The organism is Moraxella sp. K127 (assembly GCF_015223095.1).
In the GTDB taxonomy this organism is placed as follows: domain Bacteria; phylum Pseudomonadota; class Gammaproteobacteria; order Pseudomonadales; family Moraxellaceae; genus Moraxella.
Genome location: NZ_JADFBZ010000055.1, coordinates 1 through 18,016 on the forward strand (window position 1 = coordinate 1; position 18,016 = coordinate 18,016).

The 18,016-nt window shown below is 45.6% G+C and carries 15 protein-coding genes, 3 tRNA genes and 1 pseudogene; 7 read left to right on the forward strand and 12 right to left on the reverse strand.

Annotated elements, in window-relative coordinates; all coding sequences use genetic code 11:
- Nucleotides 1-337: 337 nt before the first annotated feature.
- The 4 genes from IM753_RS10955 to gorA all read left to right on the forward strand — a co-directional run bounded on the left by IM753_RS10955 (nucleotide 338) and on the right by gorA (nucleotide 4,669).
- Nucleotides 338-2,437 carry a transglutaminaseTgpA domain-containing protein gene (locus IM753_RS10955; protein ID WP_083108217.1) on the forward strand — a complete coding sequence of 700 codons (2,100 nt, stop codon included), beginning with the start codon at nucleotides 338-340 and terminating at the stop codon, nucleotides 2,435-2,437.
- A gap of 88 nt (nucleotides 2,438-2,525) precedes the next feature.
- On the forward strand, nucleotides 2,526-2,762 hold the full coding sequence (locus tag IM753_RS10960; RefSeq protein ID WP_065256048.1) for a hypothetical protein: 237 nt from the start codon (nucleotides 2,526-2,528) through the stop codon (nucleotides 2,760-2,762).
- Nucleotides 2,752-3,201, forward strand: coding sequence for a TA system VapC family ribonuclease toxin (locus IM753_RS10965; RefSeq protein WP_065256049.1), 450 nt, complete (start codon nucleotides 2,752-2,754; stop codon nucleotides 3,199-3,201). Before IM753_RS10960 ends, IM753_RS10965 begins: the two co-directional genes overlap by 11 nt.
- A gap of 106 nt (nucleotides 3,202-3,307) precedes the next feature.
- Nucleotides 3,308-4,669, forward strand: a complete 1,362-nt coding sequence (gene gorA, locus IM753_RS10970) for a glutathione-disulfide reductase (RefSeq protein ID WP_194092673.1) — start codon at nucleotides 3,308-3,310, stop codon at nucleotides 4,667-4,669.
- 247 nt (nucleotides 4,670-4,916) lie between these two features.
- Here gorA and trxB read toward each other — a convergent pair whose 3' ends face one another.
- The 3 genes and pseudogenes from trxB to miaE (IM753_RS10985) form a co-directional block, all read right to left on the reverse strand.
- Nucleotides 4,917-5,858, reverse strand: a complete 942-nt coding sequence (gene trxB, locus IM753_RS10975) for a thioredoxin-disulfide reductase (protein WP_194092674.1) — start codon at nucleotides 5,856-5,858, stop codon at nucleotides 4,917-4,919.
- A gap of 330 nt (nucleotides 5,859-6,188) precedes the next feature.
- Nucleotides 6,189-6,383 (reverse strand): tRNA isopentenyl-2-thiomethyl-A-37 hydroxylase MiaE, encoded by a 195-nt coding sequence (gene miaE, locus IM753_RS10980; RefSeq protein ID WP_370582847.1) that lies wholly within the window; start codon nucleotides 6,381-6,383, stop codon nucleotides 6,189-6,191.
- 191 nt (nucleotides 6,384-6,574) lie between these two features.
- Nucleotides 6,575-7,063: pseudogene (miaE, locus tag IM753_RS10985) on the reverse strand (tRNA isopentenyl-2-thiomethyl-A-37 hydroxylase MiaE); the annotation flags it as partial.
- 647 nt (nucleotides 7,064-7,710) lie between these two features.
- Between miaE (IM753_RS10985) and IM753_RS10990 the strand changes: the two are divergent.
- The gene (locus tag IM753_RS10990) at nucleotides 7,711-8,712 is read left to right on the forward strand and encodes a porin (RefSeq protein WP_194092676.1); all 1,002 of its coding nucleotides are present in this window, start codon (nucleotides 7,711-7,713) and stop codon (nucleotides 8,710-8,712) included.
- Here the strand turns inward: IM753_RS10990 and IM753_RS10995 are convergent.
- From IM753_RS10995 to IM753_RS11035, 9 genes are all read right to left on the reverse strand, one after another.
- On the reverse strand, nucleotides 8,669-9,553 hold the full coding sequence (locus IM753_RS10995; protein WP_194109291.1) for a pteridine reductase: 885 nt from the start codon (nucleotides 9,551-9,553) through the stop codon (nucleotides 8,669-8,671). The genes IM753_RS10990 and IM753_RS10995 overlap by 44 nt on opposite strands.
- Nucleotides 9,550-10,692, reverse strand: coding sequence for a tRNA nucleotidyltransferase (locus IM753_RS11000; protein ID WP_194092678.1), 1,143 nt, complete (start codon nucleotides 10,690-10,692; stop codon nucleotides 9,550-9,552). Before IM753_RS11000 ends, IM753_RS10995 begins: the two co-directional genes overlap by 4 nt.
- A gap of 92 nt (nucleotides 10,693-10,784) precedes the next feature.
- Complete coding sequence (locus IM753_RS11005) at nucleotides 10,785-13,124, reverse strand: NADP-dependent malic enzyme (RefSeq protein WP_065256053.1); 2,340 nt, start codon at nucleotides 13,122-13,124, stop codon at nucleotides 10,785-10,787.
- Between the two features lie 283 nt (nucleotides 13,125-13,407).
- The gene (locus IM753_RS11010) at nucleotides 13,408-14,013 is read right to left on the reverse strand and encodes a TSUP family transporter (RefSeq protein ID WP_227713147.1); all 606 of its coding nucleotides are present in this window, start codon (nucleotides 14,011-14,013) and stop codon (nucleotides 13,408-13,410) included.
- Complete coding sequence (ybeY, locus tag IM753_RS11015; RefSeq protein ID WP_065256055.1) at nucleotides 14,006-14,557, reverse strand: rRNA maturation RNase YbeY; 552 nt, start codon at nucleotides 14,555-14,557, stop codon at nucleotides 14,006-14,008. Before ybeY ends, IM753_RS11010 begins: the two co-directional genes overlap by 8 nt.
- Nucleotides 14,547-15,650 carry a PhoH family protein gene (locus tag IM753_RS11020; protein ID WP_065256056.1) on the reverse strand — a complete coding sequence of 368 codons (1,104 nt, stop codon included), beginning with the start codon at nucleotides 15,648-15,650 and terminating at the stop codon, nucleotides 14,547-14,549. Before IM753_RS11020 ends, ybeY begins: the two co-directional genes overlap by 11 nt.
- Before the next feature lie 130 nt (nucleotides 15,651-15,780).
- Nucleotides 15,781-15,856, reverse strand: a tRNA-Asn gene (locus IM753_RS11025).
- A gap of 1 nt (nucleotide 15,857) precedes the next feature.
- A tRNA-Lys gene (locus IM753_RS11030) sits at nucleotides 15,858-15,933 on the reverse strand.
- A 35-nt stretch (nucleotides 15,934-15,968) separates the two neighbouring features.
- Nucleotides 15,969-16,044: transfer RNA gene (locus IM753_RS11035), tRNA-Lys, on the reverse strand.
- A gap of 180 nt (nucleotides 16,045-16,224) precedes the next feature.
- Between IM753_RS11035 and dut the strand changes: the two genes are divergently transcribed.
- Together dut and argB are read left to right on the forward strand one after the other, a co-directional pair.
- Entirely contained in the window at nucleotides 16,225-16,689 is a 465-nt protein-coding gene (gene dut / locus IM753_RS11040) for a dUTP diphosphatase (protein ID WP_065256057.1), read from the forward strand.
- A 205-nt stretch (nucleotides 16,690-16,894) separates the two neighbouring features.
- Nucleotides 16,895-17,794, forward strand: a complete 900-nt coding sequence (argB, locus tag IM753_RS11045) for an acetylglutamate kinase (protein WP_194092643.1) — start codon at nucleotides 16,895-16,897, stop codon at nucleotides 17,792-17,794.
- The last annotated feature ends 222 nt before the right edge of the window (nucleotides 17,795-18,016 follow it).

Genomic DNA, 18,016 nt, shown 5'->3' on the forward strand with positions numbered 1-18,016 from the left:
ACTTTAGGGAGGGGAGGAAGTCAAATTATCCATTTTAAAACCGTTTTAAAATCATTTAAAAAGTATTTTAAATTATTCTATTTATAAACAAGGGTTTGGTTTGATGGATTGATGATACACCTAACAAACTTGATATTTACCACAGGCTTTGTAGGGACTGGCTCCGCACGTCCTTTGATAACACACCAATTTTTATAGGCGTGTACAGCACGCCCCTACACCCAAACATCATTACGTTTGTGGTAATTTTAAAGTTTCTTGGATGTAAACAAAAAGGTTAGTATCTGCCTAATTTTACCAAATCATCTATCAAGCAAAACCACACGACACAGACACCATGAACAGCACTTTTCACGATTTTGGTCAAGGTAGAAAAACCCTAACCACAAGCCCCCAAAAATTTTGGCAAAAAATCCTTGCCCTGCCTGCCTATCACTGGCTACTGCTTGCCATGGCGTCGCTTGTGTTGCCCCATGCGATGGGCATTCCTGCGTGGCTACTGGTCGCACTCATCATCAGTGTCATCATGCAAAAACCCAGTATCAAGGCACGCCTATACCGCCTAAGTGGTGGGCGACTACGCCGTATCTATCAAGTGGTACAGGTGCTACTATTTTTGGGTGGTACAGTGGCGATTTGGGTGAGCTTTGGGCAGGCGTTTGGCGTGGATGTGGCGGTCAGCTTTTTGGTGCTGTGCTTTGTGGCAAAGGCGTGGGAGCTCTATGAGAAGCGGGACGCTTATGTGGCGTTAAACCTTGCGTTATTTACACTGGCGTCGGCTTTTTTGATACGACAGGATTTGAGTGTGGCGATGGTGGGACTGCCGACACTCATGATGATATTGGTGGGCTTTATCGCCATTAGTGATGATGACAATGCCGATGGCTCGGGGCGACTGCGTGCGTTAGGCATGATAACCCTGCCTGCCATCCCCTTGCTTGTGGTGCTGTTTTTGTTCTTCCCCCGTCTGCCCCCGATGTGGTCACTGCCGATGGCGGGCAAATCAGCGACGACGGGCGTTTCGGACAGTATGTCACCAGGGGATTTTTCTAATCTGAGTCAATCGACCGAACTGGCGTTTCGTGCTGAGTTTGATGGACAAATGCCGAACCGCCATGAGATGTATTGGCGTGGATTGGTGTTTAGTGATTTTGATGGGGTGACGTGGCGACAAAGTGAGTTTTCGCCCCATTTTTGGCCATCACGAGATGGCGATACGCCCCCAGCATGGGCGATGAGTGCGTATCAAGGCATGGAACATCATTATCAGGTCATCTTAGAGCCGACCGAGCAAAACTGGCTGTTTGCTCTAGATTATCCACGTTTGCACCCTGAGCGTGGCATGGGCATGACGGGCGATTTTACCCTGCGTCATTATTACCCGATTAGCACCCAAAAACGCTATCGTGCCAGTTATTTTAGTCAGCCCAAGGTGGATATTGAACTCACTGATATCCAAAAACACATTAATCTGCGTCTGCCAAAAGACGGTAATGAGCAGGCTCGTGCCTTTGCCAGAGAGCTCTACGCCCAGACTGGCGACCCTGTCCGCTATGCACAAGCGGTGCAAAACTTCATCACCACGGGCGGATTTAGTTACACGCTCTCGCCCCCTGTGTTGCGAGATGACCGCATTGATGAGTTTTTGTTTGGGACAAAGGCGGGGTTTTGTGAGCATTATGCATCCAGTTTTACCTTTTTAATGCGTTCGGCAGGCATTCCTGCTCGGGTGGTGGCAGGCTATCAAGGCGGTGAGCTTGGGCGTGATGGGCAAAGCTGGGAAGTGCGTCAGATGGACGCACATGCATGGACGGAAGTGTGGTTTGATGGACAAGGCTGGGTGCGTATTGACCCGACCGCCTTTGTCTCGCCTGACCGTGTGGAGCAGGGCATGAATGCAGTCACTGACGCTGGCGGTGCGTCCATGTTTGGCGATGGTGTGGCAGGGCAATGGAGTTATCAGCAGTTTAAGATGTTACAGACATTGAGACGTTACTCTGACCAGATGGGCTATTATTGGCAAAAAAACGTGGTCGGCTATGACCAAGATGAGCAAAAAGATTCGCTCTTTAAATGGTTTAATATCACAAGTTTTGCTCAGCAGTTTTGGACATTGGTCGGGGGCGTGGGAGTGCTTGCTGTCTTATTTGTGGGCGTGATGATGTACCGACGTAGACGGCAGTATCATGGGCTAGACGTGCCACTTGTGAAGCTCTCGGCAGGGCTTGCCAAACAGGATAAGACATGGGGTAAGGGGGCGAGCGAGCCTTATCTGACTTGGCTTGACCGTCTAAAAACGCCAAATAATGCGGAAGATATTGATGAATTAAAGAGCTTGTATCGCAAACACCGCTATGGGCGAGACGGACGGGTGGACAAGGCGGTGGTCGGTCAGATGATGAGTATCGTCAAGCGGTTGGTGGGGCGTGCTAGATGAGCGTGGTTAGGATTGGGGTTTTTTGTGGGTTTTGATTGTGTTACAATGACTTATCTTTCAAAAATTATCTTTTAAAAAAGGAAAACTCATGATAACCCTAGACTTACCCCCACAAGTAGAGACGCAACTTGTACAAATTGCCAAGCAACAAAATATGTCAGCAAGTGATTATCTTGTGTCAATAGCAGAAAAGTTGGTTGCTGGGCAACAAGGCAAAGACCTTGATGAGATGTATGAGTTTCTTGGACTAAGTCCATTTACCACAGGCACACATACAATTACCGATGAATACATCAATGAACTAAGGGAAGAACATGGTATCTAAAATTGCCTTGCTTGATGTCAATGTATTGATTGCCTTGTTGGATAACAAACATAAGTATCATACACTTGCGACAAGTTGGTTATTTGAATGGTTGATTGCAGGGAATCGCTGGGCGAGTTGTCCGATTACGCAAAATGGCTGTATGCGGATTTTATCATTGCCTAGCTATGAAAATGGCTTTAAAATCTTAGATACCAAAGAAAAGCTAACAACTTTTATTAACAAAAGTCATCATGTCTTTATCCCTGATAACATCAGCCTATTACAAGATGAGCTTATCAACTGGCAACACATTCAAGGCTCAAAGCAATTAACCGATGCTTATCTGTTAGCTCTTGCCAAATACAACCACGCTGTTTTTGTATCGCTTGATAACCGCATTGCCACGCATACCGCTGTCAGTATTGGTGAGCAGGATTTTATCAGTTTGCTCAATTAAAAAACCATCTATCAATAATCAAAAAATTTTATCAAACATTTTCCTAAAGCCCATAAATCGTCCCCATTATATTGATACATTACTCAACCTTTTTTGGAGAAAACTTATGACCAGACATTTTGATTATATTACCATCGGTGGCGGTAGTGGCGGTATTGGTTCTGCCAACCGTGCTGCCATGTATGGTAAAAAAGTTGCGGTGATTGAAGCTAAGCACGTTGGCGGAACGTGCGTCAACGCAGGTTGTGTACCCAAAAAAGTGCTGTGGTACGGGGCGAACATGGCAACCGCCATTCATAACTATGCCCCTGACTATGGTTTTGAGCTTGATGTCAAAAACTTTGATTTTGGCAAACTCGTCGAAAATCGCACCGCCTACATCAGTCGCATTCATCAATCTTATAAAAACACCTTTGAAAAAAATGGTGTAACACTCATCAACGGCTTTGCCAAGTTTCTTGACAAAAATTCGGTAGAAGTGAGTTTTGATAATGGCGAGACCGAGACCATTACCGCCGACCATATTTTGATTGCCACAGGCGGTCGTCCGCACCGTCCAAAAATTGAGGGGGCGGAGTATGGCATTGATTCGGACGGCTTTTTTGATTTGACCGAACTGCCAAAATCGGTGGCGATTGTGGGCGGTGGCTACATTGGCGTTGAGATTGCAGGTGTGATGAATGCCTTGGGCGTGGATACGCATTTGTGCGTGCGTAGCGGTATTTTAAAGAGTTTTGATAAAGATATCGTGGACGTGCTAACCGATGTCATGGTCAAAGACGGCGTTACGTTCCATACGGGCGTAAACCCTGTTAAGATTGAAAAAAATGACGGCTTGACGGTGTATTTTGACAATGGCGAAACCCTAAATGTAGAATGCCTGATTTGGGCGACAGGGCGTGTGCCAGCGACTGATGTCATTGACTTGCACAAAACAGGCGTGGCAACCAACGAAAAGGGTCAAATCATCGTGGATAAATTCCAAAACACCACGGTGGACGGCATTTATGCGGTGGGCGACATCATCGAAAACGGCATTGAGCTGACCCCTGTGGCGGTGGCAGCAGGTCGCAGACTCTCTGAGCGACTGTTTAACAACAAACCCGATGAACACCTAGATTATAGCAATGTCGCCACGGTGGTGTTTAGTCATCCGCCCATTGGTACGGTCGGCATGAGCGAAAAAGACGCCATTGATGAGTTCGGGGCGGACAAGGTCAAGGTCTATAAATCCAACTTCACGCCCATGTACTCTGCCATTACCGCTCATCGTGAGCCGTGTCGCATGAAACTTGTGTGTGTGGGCGATGATGAAAAAGTGGTCGGCTTGCATGGTGTGGGCTTTGGTGTGGATGAGATGATTCAGGGCTTTGCCGTTGCCATAAAAATGGGGGCAACCAAGCGTGATTTTGACAACACCATTGCCATTCATCCCACAGGCAGCGAAGAGTTTGTTACGATGAGATAAATACCTGTTTTATAAGCAAAAATGGTATTTTTAAAATCCTTTTAAAATTTGGACGTGTAGGGGCGAATCACATTCGCCCTTATAAAACGCATTTAATGTAGGTTTTTAACCATAAAAAGACAAATTGCCTAGGCGGTTTGTCTTTTTGTCATTTAAGTTAAGGTTGCCATCAACAGACAAAAAGCCCATTTAGAAAACAATTCTAAATGGGCTTTTTGTCTAAATCAGCGGTTTATCTTAGATAAAATCACATCGCATCCAAGTATTTCTCCGCATCCAATGCCGCCATACAGCCTGTTCCTGCTGATGTGATGGCTTGGCGGTAGATGTGGTCTGCCACGTCCCCACAAGCAAATACACCGTCAATGCTGGTGGCGGTGGCGTTGCCGTCTAGTCCGCTTTTTACCACGATATAGCCGTCTTTCATGGCAAGCTGACCGTCAAACAAGGCGGTGTTGGGCTTATGCCCGATGGCGACAAACATGCCCATGGCATCGATTTGTTTGGTTGTGCCGTCTGTGTTTTGGATGACCACGCCTGTGACGCCCATGTCATCGCCCACGACTTCTTTGACACTGCTGTTCCACTCTATCGTGATGTTGCCGTTTTTGACTTTTTCAAAGAGTTGGTCTTGCATGATTTTCTCGGCACGCAAACTATCACGGCGGTGGATTAGGGTAACGTGACTTGCGATGTTGGACAGATATAGAGCTTCTTCTACGGCAGTGTTGCCCCCACCGATGACGACCACTTTTTGGTTTTTATAAAAAAAGCCGTCGCAGGTGGCACACGCTGACACGCCACGCCCCATAAATGCCGTCTCACTGTCAAGCCCTAGATATTGGGCGGTTGCCCCTGTGGCGATGATAAGGGCATCACAGGTATAAGTGCCGTTGTCGCCTGTTAGAGTAAAGGGGCGGTTTTGTAGGTCGGTGGTGTGGATATGGTCATAGATGAGCTGTGTCCCAAAACGCTCGGCGTGCTCTTTCATGTTATCCATGAGTTCGCCCCCCGTCAAACCTTCTTTTCCGCCCGTCCAGTTGTCAATCTCGGTGGTGGTGGTCAGCTGTCCGCCCACTTGTAGCCCTGTGATGATGACGGGATTTAAGTTAGCACGGGCAGCGTACACCGCAGCTGAATAACCAGCAGGGCCCGAGCCTAGAATGATGAGTTTGTGATGAGTAGCCATAATACTTCCAAATATAAGATGATAAAATAAAACCCCATTCTCAACTTTGTATAAGTGATGGATTTATTAAGGGTGAATTGCAATTCGCCCCTACAAACAAAAAATAATTATTGAAAAATCAATAAGTTACTATTTTAATTTAAGTTAAGAATGAAGTAAAATAAATTATGTTTAACTTTTAACCATCAATCAATTAAAGTTAAAACTAAGGCAAAAGCCAAAGAATAAAGCCATAATATGCGTCTGCCTGCCCAAATTGCAAGCATCATTCACGCTAAAATTTAAAATCCGATGATTGATAAATGCGATGATGACGTGCTTGGATAAATTTTAAACAAAGTCAGGCACGCCGCTATGAAAACGTAGCTCGCCATCAGGGCTGTCTATCAGCTCCGCTTCCACCGCCCGAAAAAACGCCACTCGCTCATCTATCGGTTCGTCTGACACCGACTGAGCAAGAGCCAGATAGTCTTCATAATGACGGCTTTCGGATTTGAGTAGGTATTTATAGGGCGTGTTGAACATTGATAACATTCTTATAAAATAAGATGAAAGTTTAACAATTTCAATCAATTTTTGCATGAAAAATGGCTAAATCTTGTTTTTCATCGTCAAAAACTTGTCTGATAGAATAACTATCAGCCTACGTTTTTTCCTTGAAAAACGTGCGATTTTTCTCATTTTTCATTGCAAATACCAAAGTTCAACACGCCCTAATACTTTGATAGCTTTTCATCATCGATGACGTCCGCCAATGCCGAGAACCGTTCACATGAGCGAGCTTCGATGAATACCCCGATGATAAGCACATCTATCATGCCCGCAGGCTCCCACGTGCGTTTGTGCTTTAATAGCCCCTTGGCGTATCGCCCTGCAGGTAGGTGCGACCATGCCAACCCACGCTCTTTCATGAGTTCTAGCACTTGCTCGTAGTGGAGCATTTCTTCACGCACCAGCTGAGCAAGTTTTTCTTGCAAATCTCTGTGAAACTCATAACGAAAAATCAAATTCATCGCTGTTCCCGCCGCTTTTTTCTCGCAGTTGGCGTGGTCTTGCATGAGCAGGGGTAGGTTGTTCTTAGCAACTTCTAGCCACTTTTCGCTGGTACTCGCCCCCAAAAAGGCATGGATGTGGCTAATGTCGGTTTTGGCTTTGGCACGGCTTGCGATGGCGTGCAGGCCATCTTCGGGCAGTATGTCGGTCATGGCATCGTAATAAATCAAAAAGCAGTGGCTATTTTATCATGATTTTATCAAGCTGGCGATAATATGATGTGGGGATTTTTACCCAGAAAAACAGCGATTTGATAATATTGATATTATCTATTGGCATCATCTGTTTGGCGGTCTGCTCAGTTATTTTGCCGTATAAATTGTTTATTTTTATACTTATCTCATGTTTATCTCACGCCTAAAATGATGACGAAATACAGTCATTCAAAAGAAGTCGGTTAAATTTATAAGTATAATTAAAAATCACTCTCAATGTTTACAAAATTTTTGGAAAACAGAAACATTTTAAGTTATTGATAAATATATATATTTTAAAAAAATACAAAAAAAGTGTGAATTTTTGTGATAAAAGGTGTTGCAAAATATGACAAAATTGGTATTCTATACACACGGTATGGGATTGATGACCTTTTTTGTCTATTGTGTTAAACTTATGCAGGATTTGATACATGATTATCAAAAAATGTAAAAGTTGTCATGAATATGTCATAAAACTGTGATGAAATACCCATATTGGCAATAACTTAAAACCGTGATAAGTCGTGAAGTGATTGACAGCTTATCACACTGGGTGCAAGCGTACAGCAGCCCCATCACTAAAAATGTCAGTGGAGAAACCCATGAAAAAACTACTTTTAGCGTCAGCTGTTGCTGCTCTGTCTATCACAGCTGCTAATGCTGCCCCACAAGTTTACGGTAAAGCGTTTTTAACTCTTGATGTGCAAGATGGCAACAGTAATAGTGCATCACAAGACTCTCGCACCCAACTAAACTCTAATGCATCACGCATTGGTTTTAAAGGTTCAGAAGCCCTAACAGCAAATACTGACCTTGTTTATCAACTAGAATACCGTGTTGAAGTTGATGATGATACTCGTACCTTCGAAGCTCGTGATAGCTATCTAGGTCTGTCTAACAAGCAATATGGCACCCTACTTGCTGGTCGCCTAACAGCGATTGATGGCATGGTTGACTATGCTACTGTTGCCCAAGGTGGCGTGATTGGTGGCGACAACGTATTGGCATCATTTGATGCCCCACGTGCTAACAACGCTTTTGCTTATGTATCACCTAACTATAATGGTGTTAATTTCTTAGGCATGTATGTTCTTGACGAAAATGACTCTCAAGATAGTCTAGCTCGTGATGCATGGGGTGTGGGTGCTCAGTTTGAGCCTGAAAATACTCCATATCGTGCGGGTGCTACCTATATCCAATCAGGTAAGACAAAAGCTATTCGTGTAAGTGGTGCTTATGACCTAAGTCCTGCTACTACTGTAGCTGCCTTATACCAGAATACTCAATATAGCACTCTACATCAAGATGTTTTAGAAACTGGTTCTGAGAAAGAAAATGCATTTACTGTGTCTGCTGAACATAAGTTGGTTCAAACTCCATGGACTGCTTACGGTCAGCTAGATTTTGTTGATAATGCAGAAGGTTTTAAAGATGCTGAGGTTTTCCGTACTGTTGTTGGTAGCAAGTATGCCTTTAACCAAGCAACTACTGGTCATCTGTATGGTGCTTACCAACGTTCTGAAAATGTAAACCTAAGAGCAGATGCTGACGGTAATAAAGCTAACGCCTATGGCATTGGTGCAGGTCTAGAATACAAATTCTAATTTGTATCACACTCTTACAAAAACCCGCCTTATGGTGGGTTTTTGCTGTTTTAGGTTTTTCATTTGCTAGCCGCTTTTTTATCAACGTCAAGCTTCGCCCACCGTCCACCGCCAAAATCTGCCCTGTGATATAAGGAGCAGTTGCCAAAAACAGCACCGCTTGGGCGATGTCATTAGGCGTACCGATTTTTTGTAAGGGAACGGAACTCACAAGTTTGTCTTTGGTGGTGTCGTTTAATTCGTTATTTTTATTATCTTCTGGAAAAATGTTCACACCAGGGGAGACGCCATTGACCCGCACACTCGGGGCAAGCTCCAATGCCAAGGACTGCACCATGCCCAGATGTGCCGATTTTGCCATGTTATAAATGGGATAACCGACAAAGGGCTTATCTCGTGCGTGAATGTCAAGTAGGCTAATGATTGCCCCATGATTTGTGATAAGCTCATCTTTAAAAGCATGGCTTAAAAATAACGGAGCTTTGGCATTGGTCAAAAACAAATCGTCCCAGTCCGTTTGCCATTTAGCAAAATCATCATTCATATCACTGGGATAAAAACTTGACGCATTATGCACCAAAACATCAATCCGCCCAAATAAAGCTAAGGCATGATTTTTAAAATCCGTTAATGTATGTTTATCATTGATGGTATTTAAATCCGCTTGAATGATTTTGGCACTATTATCACAAATGGCATTTAATTCATCTGCCAAATATTGAGCGTCCGTTTGGCTGTGATGATAATGGATAATAACGTTAAAGCCGTTACTGTGAAAGGCTTGGACGATTGCCTTGCCAATGCGTTTTGCTCCGCCTGTGATGAGGGCGACTTTTTTCATAAAATTGCCTTTTTTAAAAATTCGCTTAATGTTAATAATCTTAGCCGTGTCAGCTCATTGCCAATTTGCTTGCCTTTTAATGTTTTATCAATATTGTTAATCGTTACCGATTGATACAGACTAATGGCGTGATGAAAAAATTCACGATTGATTGTTTTGTCGTTTATGATTTCTACCGTATCAATTAAATCAAATAATACCGTTTTATCTTTTTGGGCTTTGGTGCTTTCTATTAAAGTTAATAATTTATCGGCAGGGATATTTTGATAATCGGTTAATTCATTAAAATGCGTGATAAATAATTGAGCAAATTGCGTGATGACTTTGGGCGTTAATAACCGCTCGCACAATGTTGATAATTCATTTTTATTATCCAAAAATCCATAAGTTAAAATGGCAAATTTGATATGCAATGGCTTATCATGGGCGGTTTTTAATTTATCAAATGTGATTTGGCGAATGGTGTTATCTTGCCAAATGGTGTTTAGTTCGGGTAGAATTTGTTTTAAAATATCTAAGTCAAATAACAACTTAAAAAACGCAAACGCACACGGCTCATCAAAAGCCTTCACGCATTCCGTCCAAATCCGCTCACGGCTTAGGTGCGATAATTCGCCACGCTCAGCAATGGCTTGCATAAGGCAGGCGGTATCGGGGGCAACCGTAAAACCCAGCTCATAAAAGCGGGCATAAAACCGAGCCACTCGCAACACACGAAGCGGGTCTTCGCTAAATGCAGGCGACACATGGCGTAAGAGCTTGTTTTTTAAGTCATTTTGACCGCCATAAAAGTCCACCACCTGCTCTGTGCGTGGCGTGTCGTCAAACAGCCCACCGACTTCTATGGCAAGGGCGTTTATCGTTAAGTCTCGGCGTGCTAGGTCGTCTTGTAGGCTCACCCCGTCCGTCTGTACAGCAAAACCTTGATAGCCCTTGCCGTTTTTGCGTTCGGTGCGGGCAAGGGCGTACTCGGCATGGGTGTGCGGGTGCAAAAACACAGGAAAATCCGCCCCAACTTGGGCAAAGCCTTGGGCGAGTAGGTCGGCAGTTGTTGCCCCGACCACCATAAAATCTTTGTCTTTGATAGGGCGAGATAGGAGCATATCACGCACCGCCCCACCGATCAAATATACTTGCATGGTAAATTTTTCCGATAAATTTGGGTCATTGTAGCGTAAATTAACCAATAAAAAAAGCACCCTGATGAGTGCTTTTTTGGGTTTTGGCAGGCTTATTTCGCCATGTCCTGAGCGTCCGATACCGATAGGGCGGTCATGTTGACGATACGGCGAGCGGTCGCAGAAGGTGTCAAGATATGCACCGGCTTGTCCGCACCGAGCAGGATAGGCCCTAGGGCGGCCGAGCCTGTGGCGGTTTTTAGCAGGTTAAAGGCGATGTTGGCACTGTCAAGCGTTGGCATGATAAGTAGGTTTGCCGAGCCTTTTAGCGTGCTAAATGGATAGCTGTGCTGACGCATACGCTCATCTAGGGCGATGTCGCCGTGCATTTCGCCATCAAACTCAAAGTCCACGTTCATCTCGGTCAAGATGTCGTGTACTTGACGCATTTTGAGAGCAGAAGCACGGTCTGATGCCCCAAAGTTAGAATGCGACAGTAGGGCGACTTTTGGTGTGATGCCAAAACGACGCACCGCTTGGGCTGCCAAAATGGTCATCTCGGCAAGCTCTTCGGCGGTTGGGTCTTCGTTGATGTAGGTATCAGCGATGAACAGGTTGCGGTTTTGCATGAGTACAGCGCTCATGGCGTAGAAGTTGGCAATGCCGTCTTTTTTGCCGATGACTTGATTTAGGTATTTTAAGTGTAAGTGATAGAAGCCAAACGTACCACAAATCAAGCCGTCCGCATCGCCAAGCTCGACCATGAGTGAGCCGATAAGTGTGGTTTTACGGCGAACATCACGGCGAGCCAGCTCCAAGCTAACACCATTACGCTGATTGGTGACGTAGTGATGTTCGGCATATCTGTCGTAGTGGGGGTTGTTGTTGGGGTCGATGATGGTGATGTTTTGACCATCAGCCAGACGTAAGCCCAGATTGTCGATTTCTTGGTTGATGACGGCAGGGCGACCGATAAGGATGGGCTTGGCGATTTGCTCGTCCACCACCACTTGCACCGCACGCAACACGTTGATGTCTTCACCTTCGGCATAGACAATGCGTTTGGGATTGGTTTTTGCCTTGTTGAAGATGGGCTTCATGGCAAGGGCGGTGTTATAGACGAACTCGGACAGTCTTTGCCGATAGGCATCAAAATCGGCAATCGGCAAGGTTGCCACGCCTGTATCCATAGCAGCCTTGGCAACGGCAGGGGCAATCTCTAAGATAAGATTTGGCTCCAAAGGACCAGGGATTAGGTACTCACGTCCAAAGCTCTTGCCGGTTTCGTCCTTTTGACTGTCTATCGATGGCGTGGCTTCAGTATGTGCCATGGCAGCGATGGCGTGCACGCAGGCCAGTTTCATCTCTTCATTGACCACAGTCGCCCCAACGTCCAATGCTCCACGGAAAATATAAGGGAAACATAGGGCGTTATTGACTTGGTTGGGGTAGTCTGAGCGACCCGTTGCCATAATCACGTCCGAACGCACCGCATGAGCAAGCTCTGGCATAATCTCAGGGGTGGGGTTGGCAAGGGCAAAGATAATCGGGTCTTTTGCCATTGAGCGTACCATATCCTGCGTAACCACGCCCGGCCCCGATAGACCTAGGAAGACATCGGCGTTCACCATTACTTCCGCCAAAGTAGTCTTGTCGGTATCACGAGCAAAACGGGCTTTGGATTCGTCTAGGTTTTCACGAGTGGTGGTGATCACCCCTTTTGAGTCCAGTACATAGATGTTCTCTTTACGTACGCCCAATGCCACTACTAAGTCAAGACAAGAGATGGCGGCAGCCCCTGCCCCAGAGCAGACAAGCGTAATCTCGCCGATGTTTTTACCGTTTAGTTGTAGAGCGTTTAGCAAAGCGGCTGCTGAGATGATGGCGGTGCCATGCTGGTCATCATGGAACACAGGAATGTTCATGCGTTCACGCAGTTCACGCTCGATTTTAAAGCACTCAGGTGCTTTGATGTCTTCTAGGTTAATCCCGCCAAAGGTTGGTTCTAGGCTTGCCACCGTCTCGATGAACTTATCAGGGTCGGTTTCATTAATCTCGATGTCAAACACGTCAATGCCAGCGAACTTCTTAAACAGTACGCCTTTACCTTCCATGACAGGCTTGGATGCCAATGCACCGATGTTACCAAGCCCAAGCACGGCTGTGCCGTTGGTAATCACGCCCACTAGGTTGGAGCGAGCGGTGTATTTGGCGGCAAGTTTGGGGTCTTTTTCGATTTCAAGGCAAGGTACTGCCACACCTGGGGAGTAGGCAAGGGCTAGGTCTCGTTGGTTGGCGATTTGTTTGGTGGGGGTAACAGAGATTTTGCCGGGGCGGGGGTGTTCGTGGTAATGTAGGGCGTTTTGTTCAAATTGCAAACGCTGGGCGTCCGCTTCGGATAAAAAAGCGGTGTCGTGGGTTTTGTCCTGTGCAGGGACATCTTGATGAGCCATAGTGGTTTTCCAAGTTGTTGTGAAATAAAATCGCCCTATTTTAGCATGATTTTGGGGGTCGTGCTAGGGTTTGTTTATGGGTGTTTTTTGGATAGGTGTGGTTGATGGATTGGTTGGATTGATGGACGTGTTCAAAGATGGGTGTGTTTTAGAATACCGCCCCAATCCACCCAAATTTCACCGCATTATCATAGATGATTTTTAAGGCGATGACAGTAAGTAGCCACGGCAAGACAGTTTTAACCCATGCCATAGGTAGGCGGTTACGCAGTTTGACCCCTGCCTATGAGCCAAAGGACGCGGATATGACCATGAGCAAAATCACTTGCCAATACTCAAAAAACGCAAATCCCAAAGCGACATAGACCACAAGTTTTAGGACGTGTACCAACGACATCATGAGCGAGCCGACTGTGACGACCACGTCATTATTATCGTATTTTTTCATGAGTAAGGGTAAGTGTAGCGGGCCGGGGGCTCCGACAAATAGACCAATACCTGTTTGCAAAAAGCCGATGAGATAAAAACTCTCAAAGCTCTTTAATAGGCGATTGACCGTGCTTGACCATTGGGTCAGTAGGATATAAATGGCGATGAATAGTGGGATTAAGTCCAATTTGACAAATTTTACCGCCGTCCCAAAAAACGCCACACCCACCACCGCTCCGATGACAAACGGACGAAAATGAGTAAAATCCAAATCACGCCGACCGAACCACACACGGCTAACGTTGCTTGCCAGTTGGGTGGTGCCATGAATAGGAATAATGGCGGACGCAGGCAAAAACATGGGCATAAACCCAAGCAAAATCGTGCCACCGCCAAGCCCTGTAATCCCTGCTAGGGCGGACGTAAAGAAATTGATGATACCTAAAATGACATCATTCATAAGGGTTATTGATGCCTAGCCTGCCCAAAATCTCAATCTCAAAGCCCTCCATTTCGTCCTGCTCATCTTGTCCAAGCTCATGGTCAAAGCCAAGTAGGTGCAATATGCCATGTACAATAAGGTGCGTTAAATGCTTGTCCACCGTTTTGCCTTGCTCATCGGCTTCACGTACCACCACATCATGACAAATGATGAGCTCGCCAAGTGGCACAGTATTCATCATCACGCACATATCAAGGGGTAGACCGCTTGGATAAGATAGGATATTGGTGGCATAGTCCTTACCCCGAGCGTCAAGGTTGAGCTCACGCCCTTCATCCGTGCCACAAATATAAATGTCTAGCAATTTTGGCAAATCTATCCAGTTTTGGGCGGATGATTCATCAAATGGATAATAGGGTAACGCCAAACCGTTCGTGATTTTGTCATTCATGACCGTTAAGGCATGATTAAAAATCTCTGTAATTTTTTTCTCGTTATACATTGGCAAATCAGCAAGACTTGCCACGTCATCGGCAAAACTGAGCGTTATCTCATTCATCATTGCCGTCCTTACTATCTTGACTGTTTTTATCGTCTTTTATGCTATTTAAAAAAGACAAGGCGTTTAATGTGCGGTTTAGCTCTTGTTCTTGGCGTTGTTTTTTGCGAATTTCGGCTCGCTCGCTCTCAATCTGATTTTCGACCACGTCATGAGCGTCATAGGCATCAATGATTTTTTGGACAAGATGATGTCGCACCACGTCTTTACTGCTAAACTGCGTGATGTGAATGTCGTCAATATTTGCCAAAATTTTGAGAGCCTGAGTCAGTCCCGATTTATGCCCACGGGGCAAATCCACCTGAGACGTATCGCCTGTGATGACCGCCCGAGAGCCAAAGCCCAAGCGTGTCAAAAACATTTTCATCTGCTCAGGCGTGGTGTTTTGGGCTTCGTCCAGTATCACAAATGAGTTATTGAGCGTTCGCCCACGCATATAGGCAAGTGGGGCAACTTCGATGATTTGGCGTTCTAGGAGCTTGCCTACCTTTTCAAAGCCAAGCATCTCATATAGGGCATCATATAAGGGGCGTAGATAGGGGTCAATTTTTTGGGTCAAATCCCCTGGCAAAAAGCCCAATTTTTCGCCCGCTTCCACGGCAGGGCGGACAAGCAAAATCCGCTCAATCTCGCCACGCTCTAACATATCCACCGCCACCGCCACGGCAAGGTAGGTCTTGCCCGTACCAGCAGGACCTACGCCAAACGAGATGTCGGAGAGTAGGATATTACGCACATATTCGGCTTGGTTGTGTCCTTTTGGTGTGATTTTGCCCTTGCGAGTGGATAGGCTGACAGGCGTGTGCGTTTGGGTGGTGGTCTCTGGATTTCGGGCAAGGCTTGCTTGGATAAGTAGGTGCAAGTTTTCTGGGGCGATGTCGTCTGATTTTTTGGCAAGCTCATAAAGCTCGCCCAGTACATATTCGCCACGCTCCACTTGGGTCAAATCGCCTGTGAGTATAAAATCATTGCCACGATTGATAATGGTAATGTCAAGGCGGTCTTGTAGGTATTTTAGGTGCGTGTTGTATTCGCCGAGCAGGGTGCGAAGCTCAAAGGGGGTCAGCTCAAAATTGAGAGTGCGAGTTAGGCTCAAATGGGTTTTCCTTTTGAATGAAAAATGATAAACAAGGCTTATATGCTTTCAAAAAATAAAAAATCAAGCCAGTAAATGACATTCAAGCAATAAAAAACCCTTTTCCAAAATAGAAAAGGGTTTTTAAATATGGCTCCCCAACCTGGGCTCGAACCAGGGACACACGGATTAACAGTCCGATGCTCTACCGACTGAGCTATTGGGGAATGGTGGGTCGTGCAGGATTCGAACCTGCGACCAATTGATTAAAAGTCAACTGCTCTACCAACTGAGCTAACGACCCGTTAAGCACAAGGCTTGTTCGGTCATCTAGGATAATGGTGGGTCGTGCAGGATTCGAACCTGCGACCAATTGATTAAAAGTCAACTGCTCTACCAACTGAGCTAACGACCCTTATCACTAAATGTGGTGCGTATTATACAGGGAAATTTTGATACGTCAAGCGTTTTTTATAAAATTTTTAAAATTTAGCAAAATAAAATGCTTTTTGGGCTTTGGCATTGCTTTTTTGGGGGCAGTTGCTTAAAATTAGCCAATCATTGATGAAATTGAGTTATTTAAAAAGGTAATCTTATGCAATCCGTCCAAGTCAAACTCCTAAACCCAAAAATCGGCTCCGACCCTAATTTTCCTTTGCCTACTCGTGCCACAGACGGCTCGGCAGGCATAGACCTAAGGGCGTGCATTGACGAGCCTGTGGTTATCCGTGCAGGCGAAACCAAACTCATCGGCACGGGGCTTGCAATATACATCAAAGACCCCAATTTTGCAGGGATTATTTTGCCACGTTCGGGGCTTGGGCATAAGCATGGCATTGTTCTTGGCAACCTAGTGGGCTTGATTGATGCTGACTATCAAGGCGAGCTGATGGTGTCGGTGTGGAACAGAAGCGACACCGATTTTACCCTAAATCCTGCCGAACGCATGGCTCAATATATGGTGGTGCCTGTGGTGCGTCCAAGCTTTGAGATTGTGGGTGAATTTAGCGATGACAGCGAACGTGGGGCAGGTGGGTTTGGTAGCTCTGGGATTAAATGATTTTTAGATAAAGTAACATCTTGTAGGGGCAAATTGCAATTTGCCCATATCAAAAACACAATAAACTTCCTGCAAAACTAGTTTTCCGCTCGCCCTGAGCTTGTCGAAGGGTGGCGGAAAACCGTTATGGTTCGACAGGCTCACCACGAACGGTTTTCCTTAATTCGGGGTTTTGCAGGAAGTCTAATTTTTAAAGGAAAAATTTATGCAACACAAATCCCTAACATTAGACGAAGCCAAACACACATCAGAAGTCATCACGACCGCCCTGCCTTATATCCAACGTTATAAAGACAAGCTCATCGTGGTCAAATATGGCGGTAATGCCATGACCGACCCTGTGCTAGAAAGCTCTTTTGCCCGTGATATTGTCCTTTTAAAAACCGTTGGTATTCACCCTGTGGTGGTGCATGGCGGAGGCCCACAGGTGGATAATCTCATGAATGAACTTGGGCGTGAGTCTGACCGCATAGACGGCATGAGAGTTACCGACAAAGATACGATGGACGTGGTAGAAATGGTGCTGGGCGGTAGTGTGAACAAATCTATCGTCAATCTCATTAACAAACATGGTGGGCAGGCGATTGGCTTGACAGGCAAAGATGCCAATCTAATCCGTGCAACCAAACTTGCCATGACCGATAAAGACGGCACGCCCATTGATTTGGGTTTTGTTGGTGAAGTCGCCCACGTCAATACAGATGTCATCAATATGCTTATCCATAGCGACTTTATCCCTGTCATCGCCCCCCTAGGCGTGGACGAAAATGGTGAGACCTATAACATCAATGCCGACCTAGTGGCGAGCCGTGTGGCAGAGTTTTTAAATGCCGAACGCCTGCTCCTGCTCACTAACATCAAAGGCGTGCTAGACAAAGACGGCAACGTACTAACAAGCCTGTCGCCCACAGACGTGGACAATCTCATCGCTGACGGCACCATTAGTGGGGGCATGATACCCAAAATCGCAGGGGCGTTGGATGCGGTCAAGGCAGGACTTAGAAGTGCGACCATTGTGGACGGGCGAGTGCCACACGCTTGTTTGCTTGAAATCTTTACCGAAGAAGGCGTGGGTACGCAGATTTTAAGAGAAACCAATGGTTAAATTTTAAAGGCGGTCTGGCACCGTCTTTTTTATCCTCCGTTGCCGTAAAACCACCGACTTTAGGCGGTGGATATAAGGCAACTCCGCAATCATGCTTACGCATGGACGTTGTCTAGTTTTGACATTAAAATTAAACCAAATATATAATATACCTATCTCATTATACACAAACCTATGAAAACACTCAAGCTACGCATACGAGATAAACACACAGACCAACTA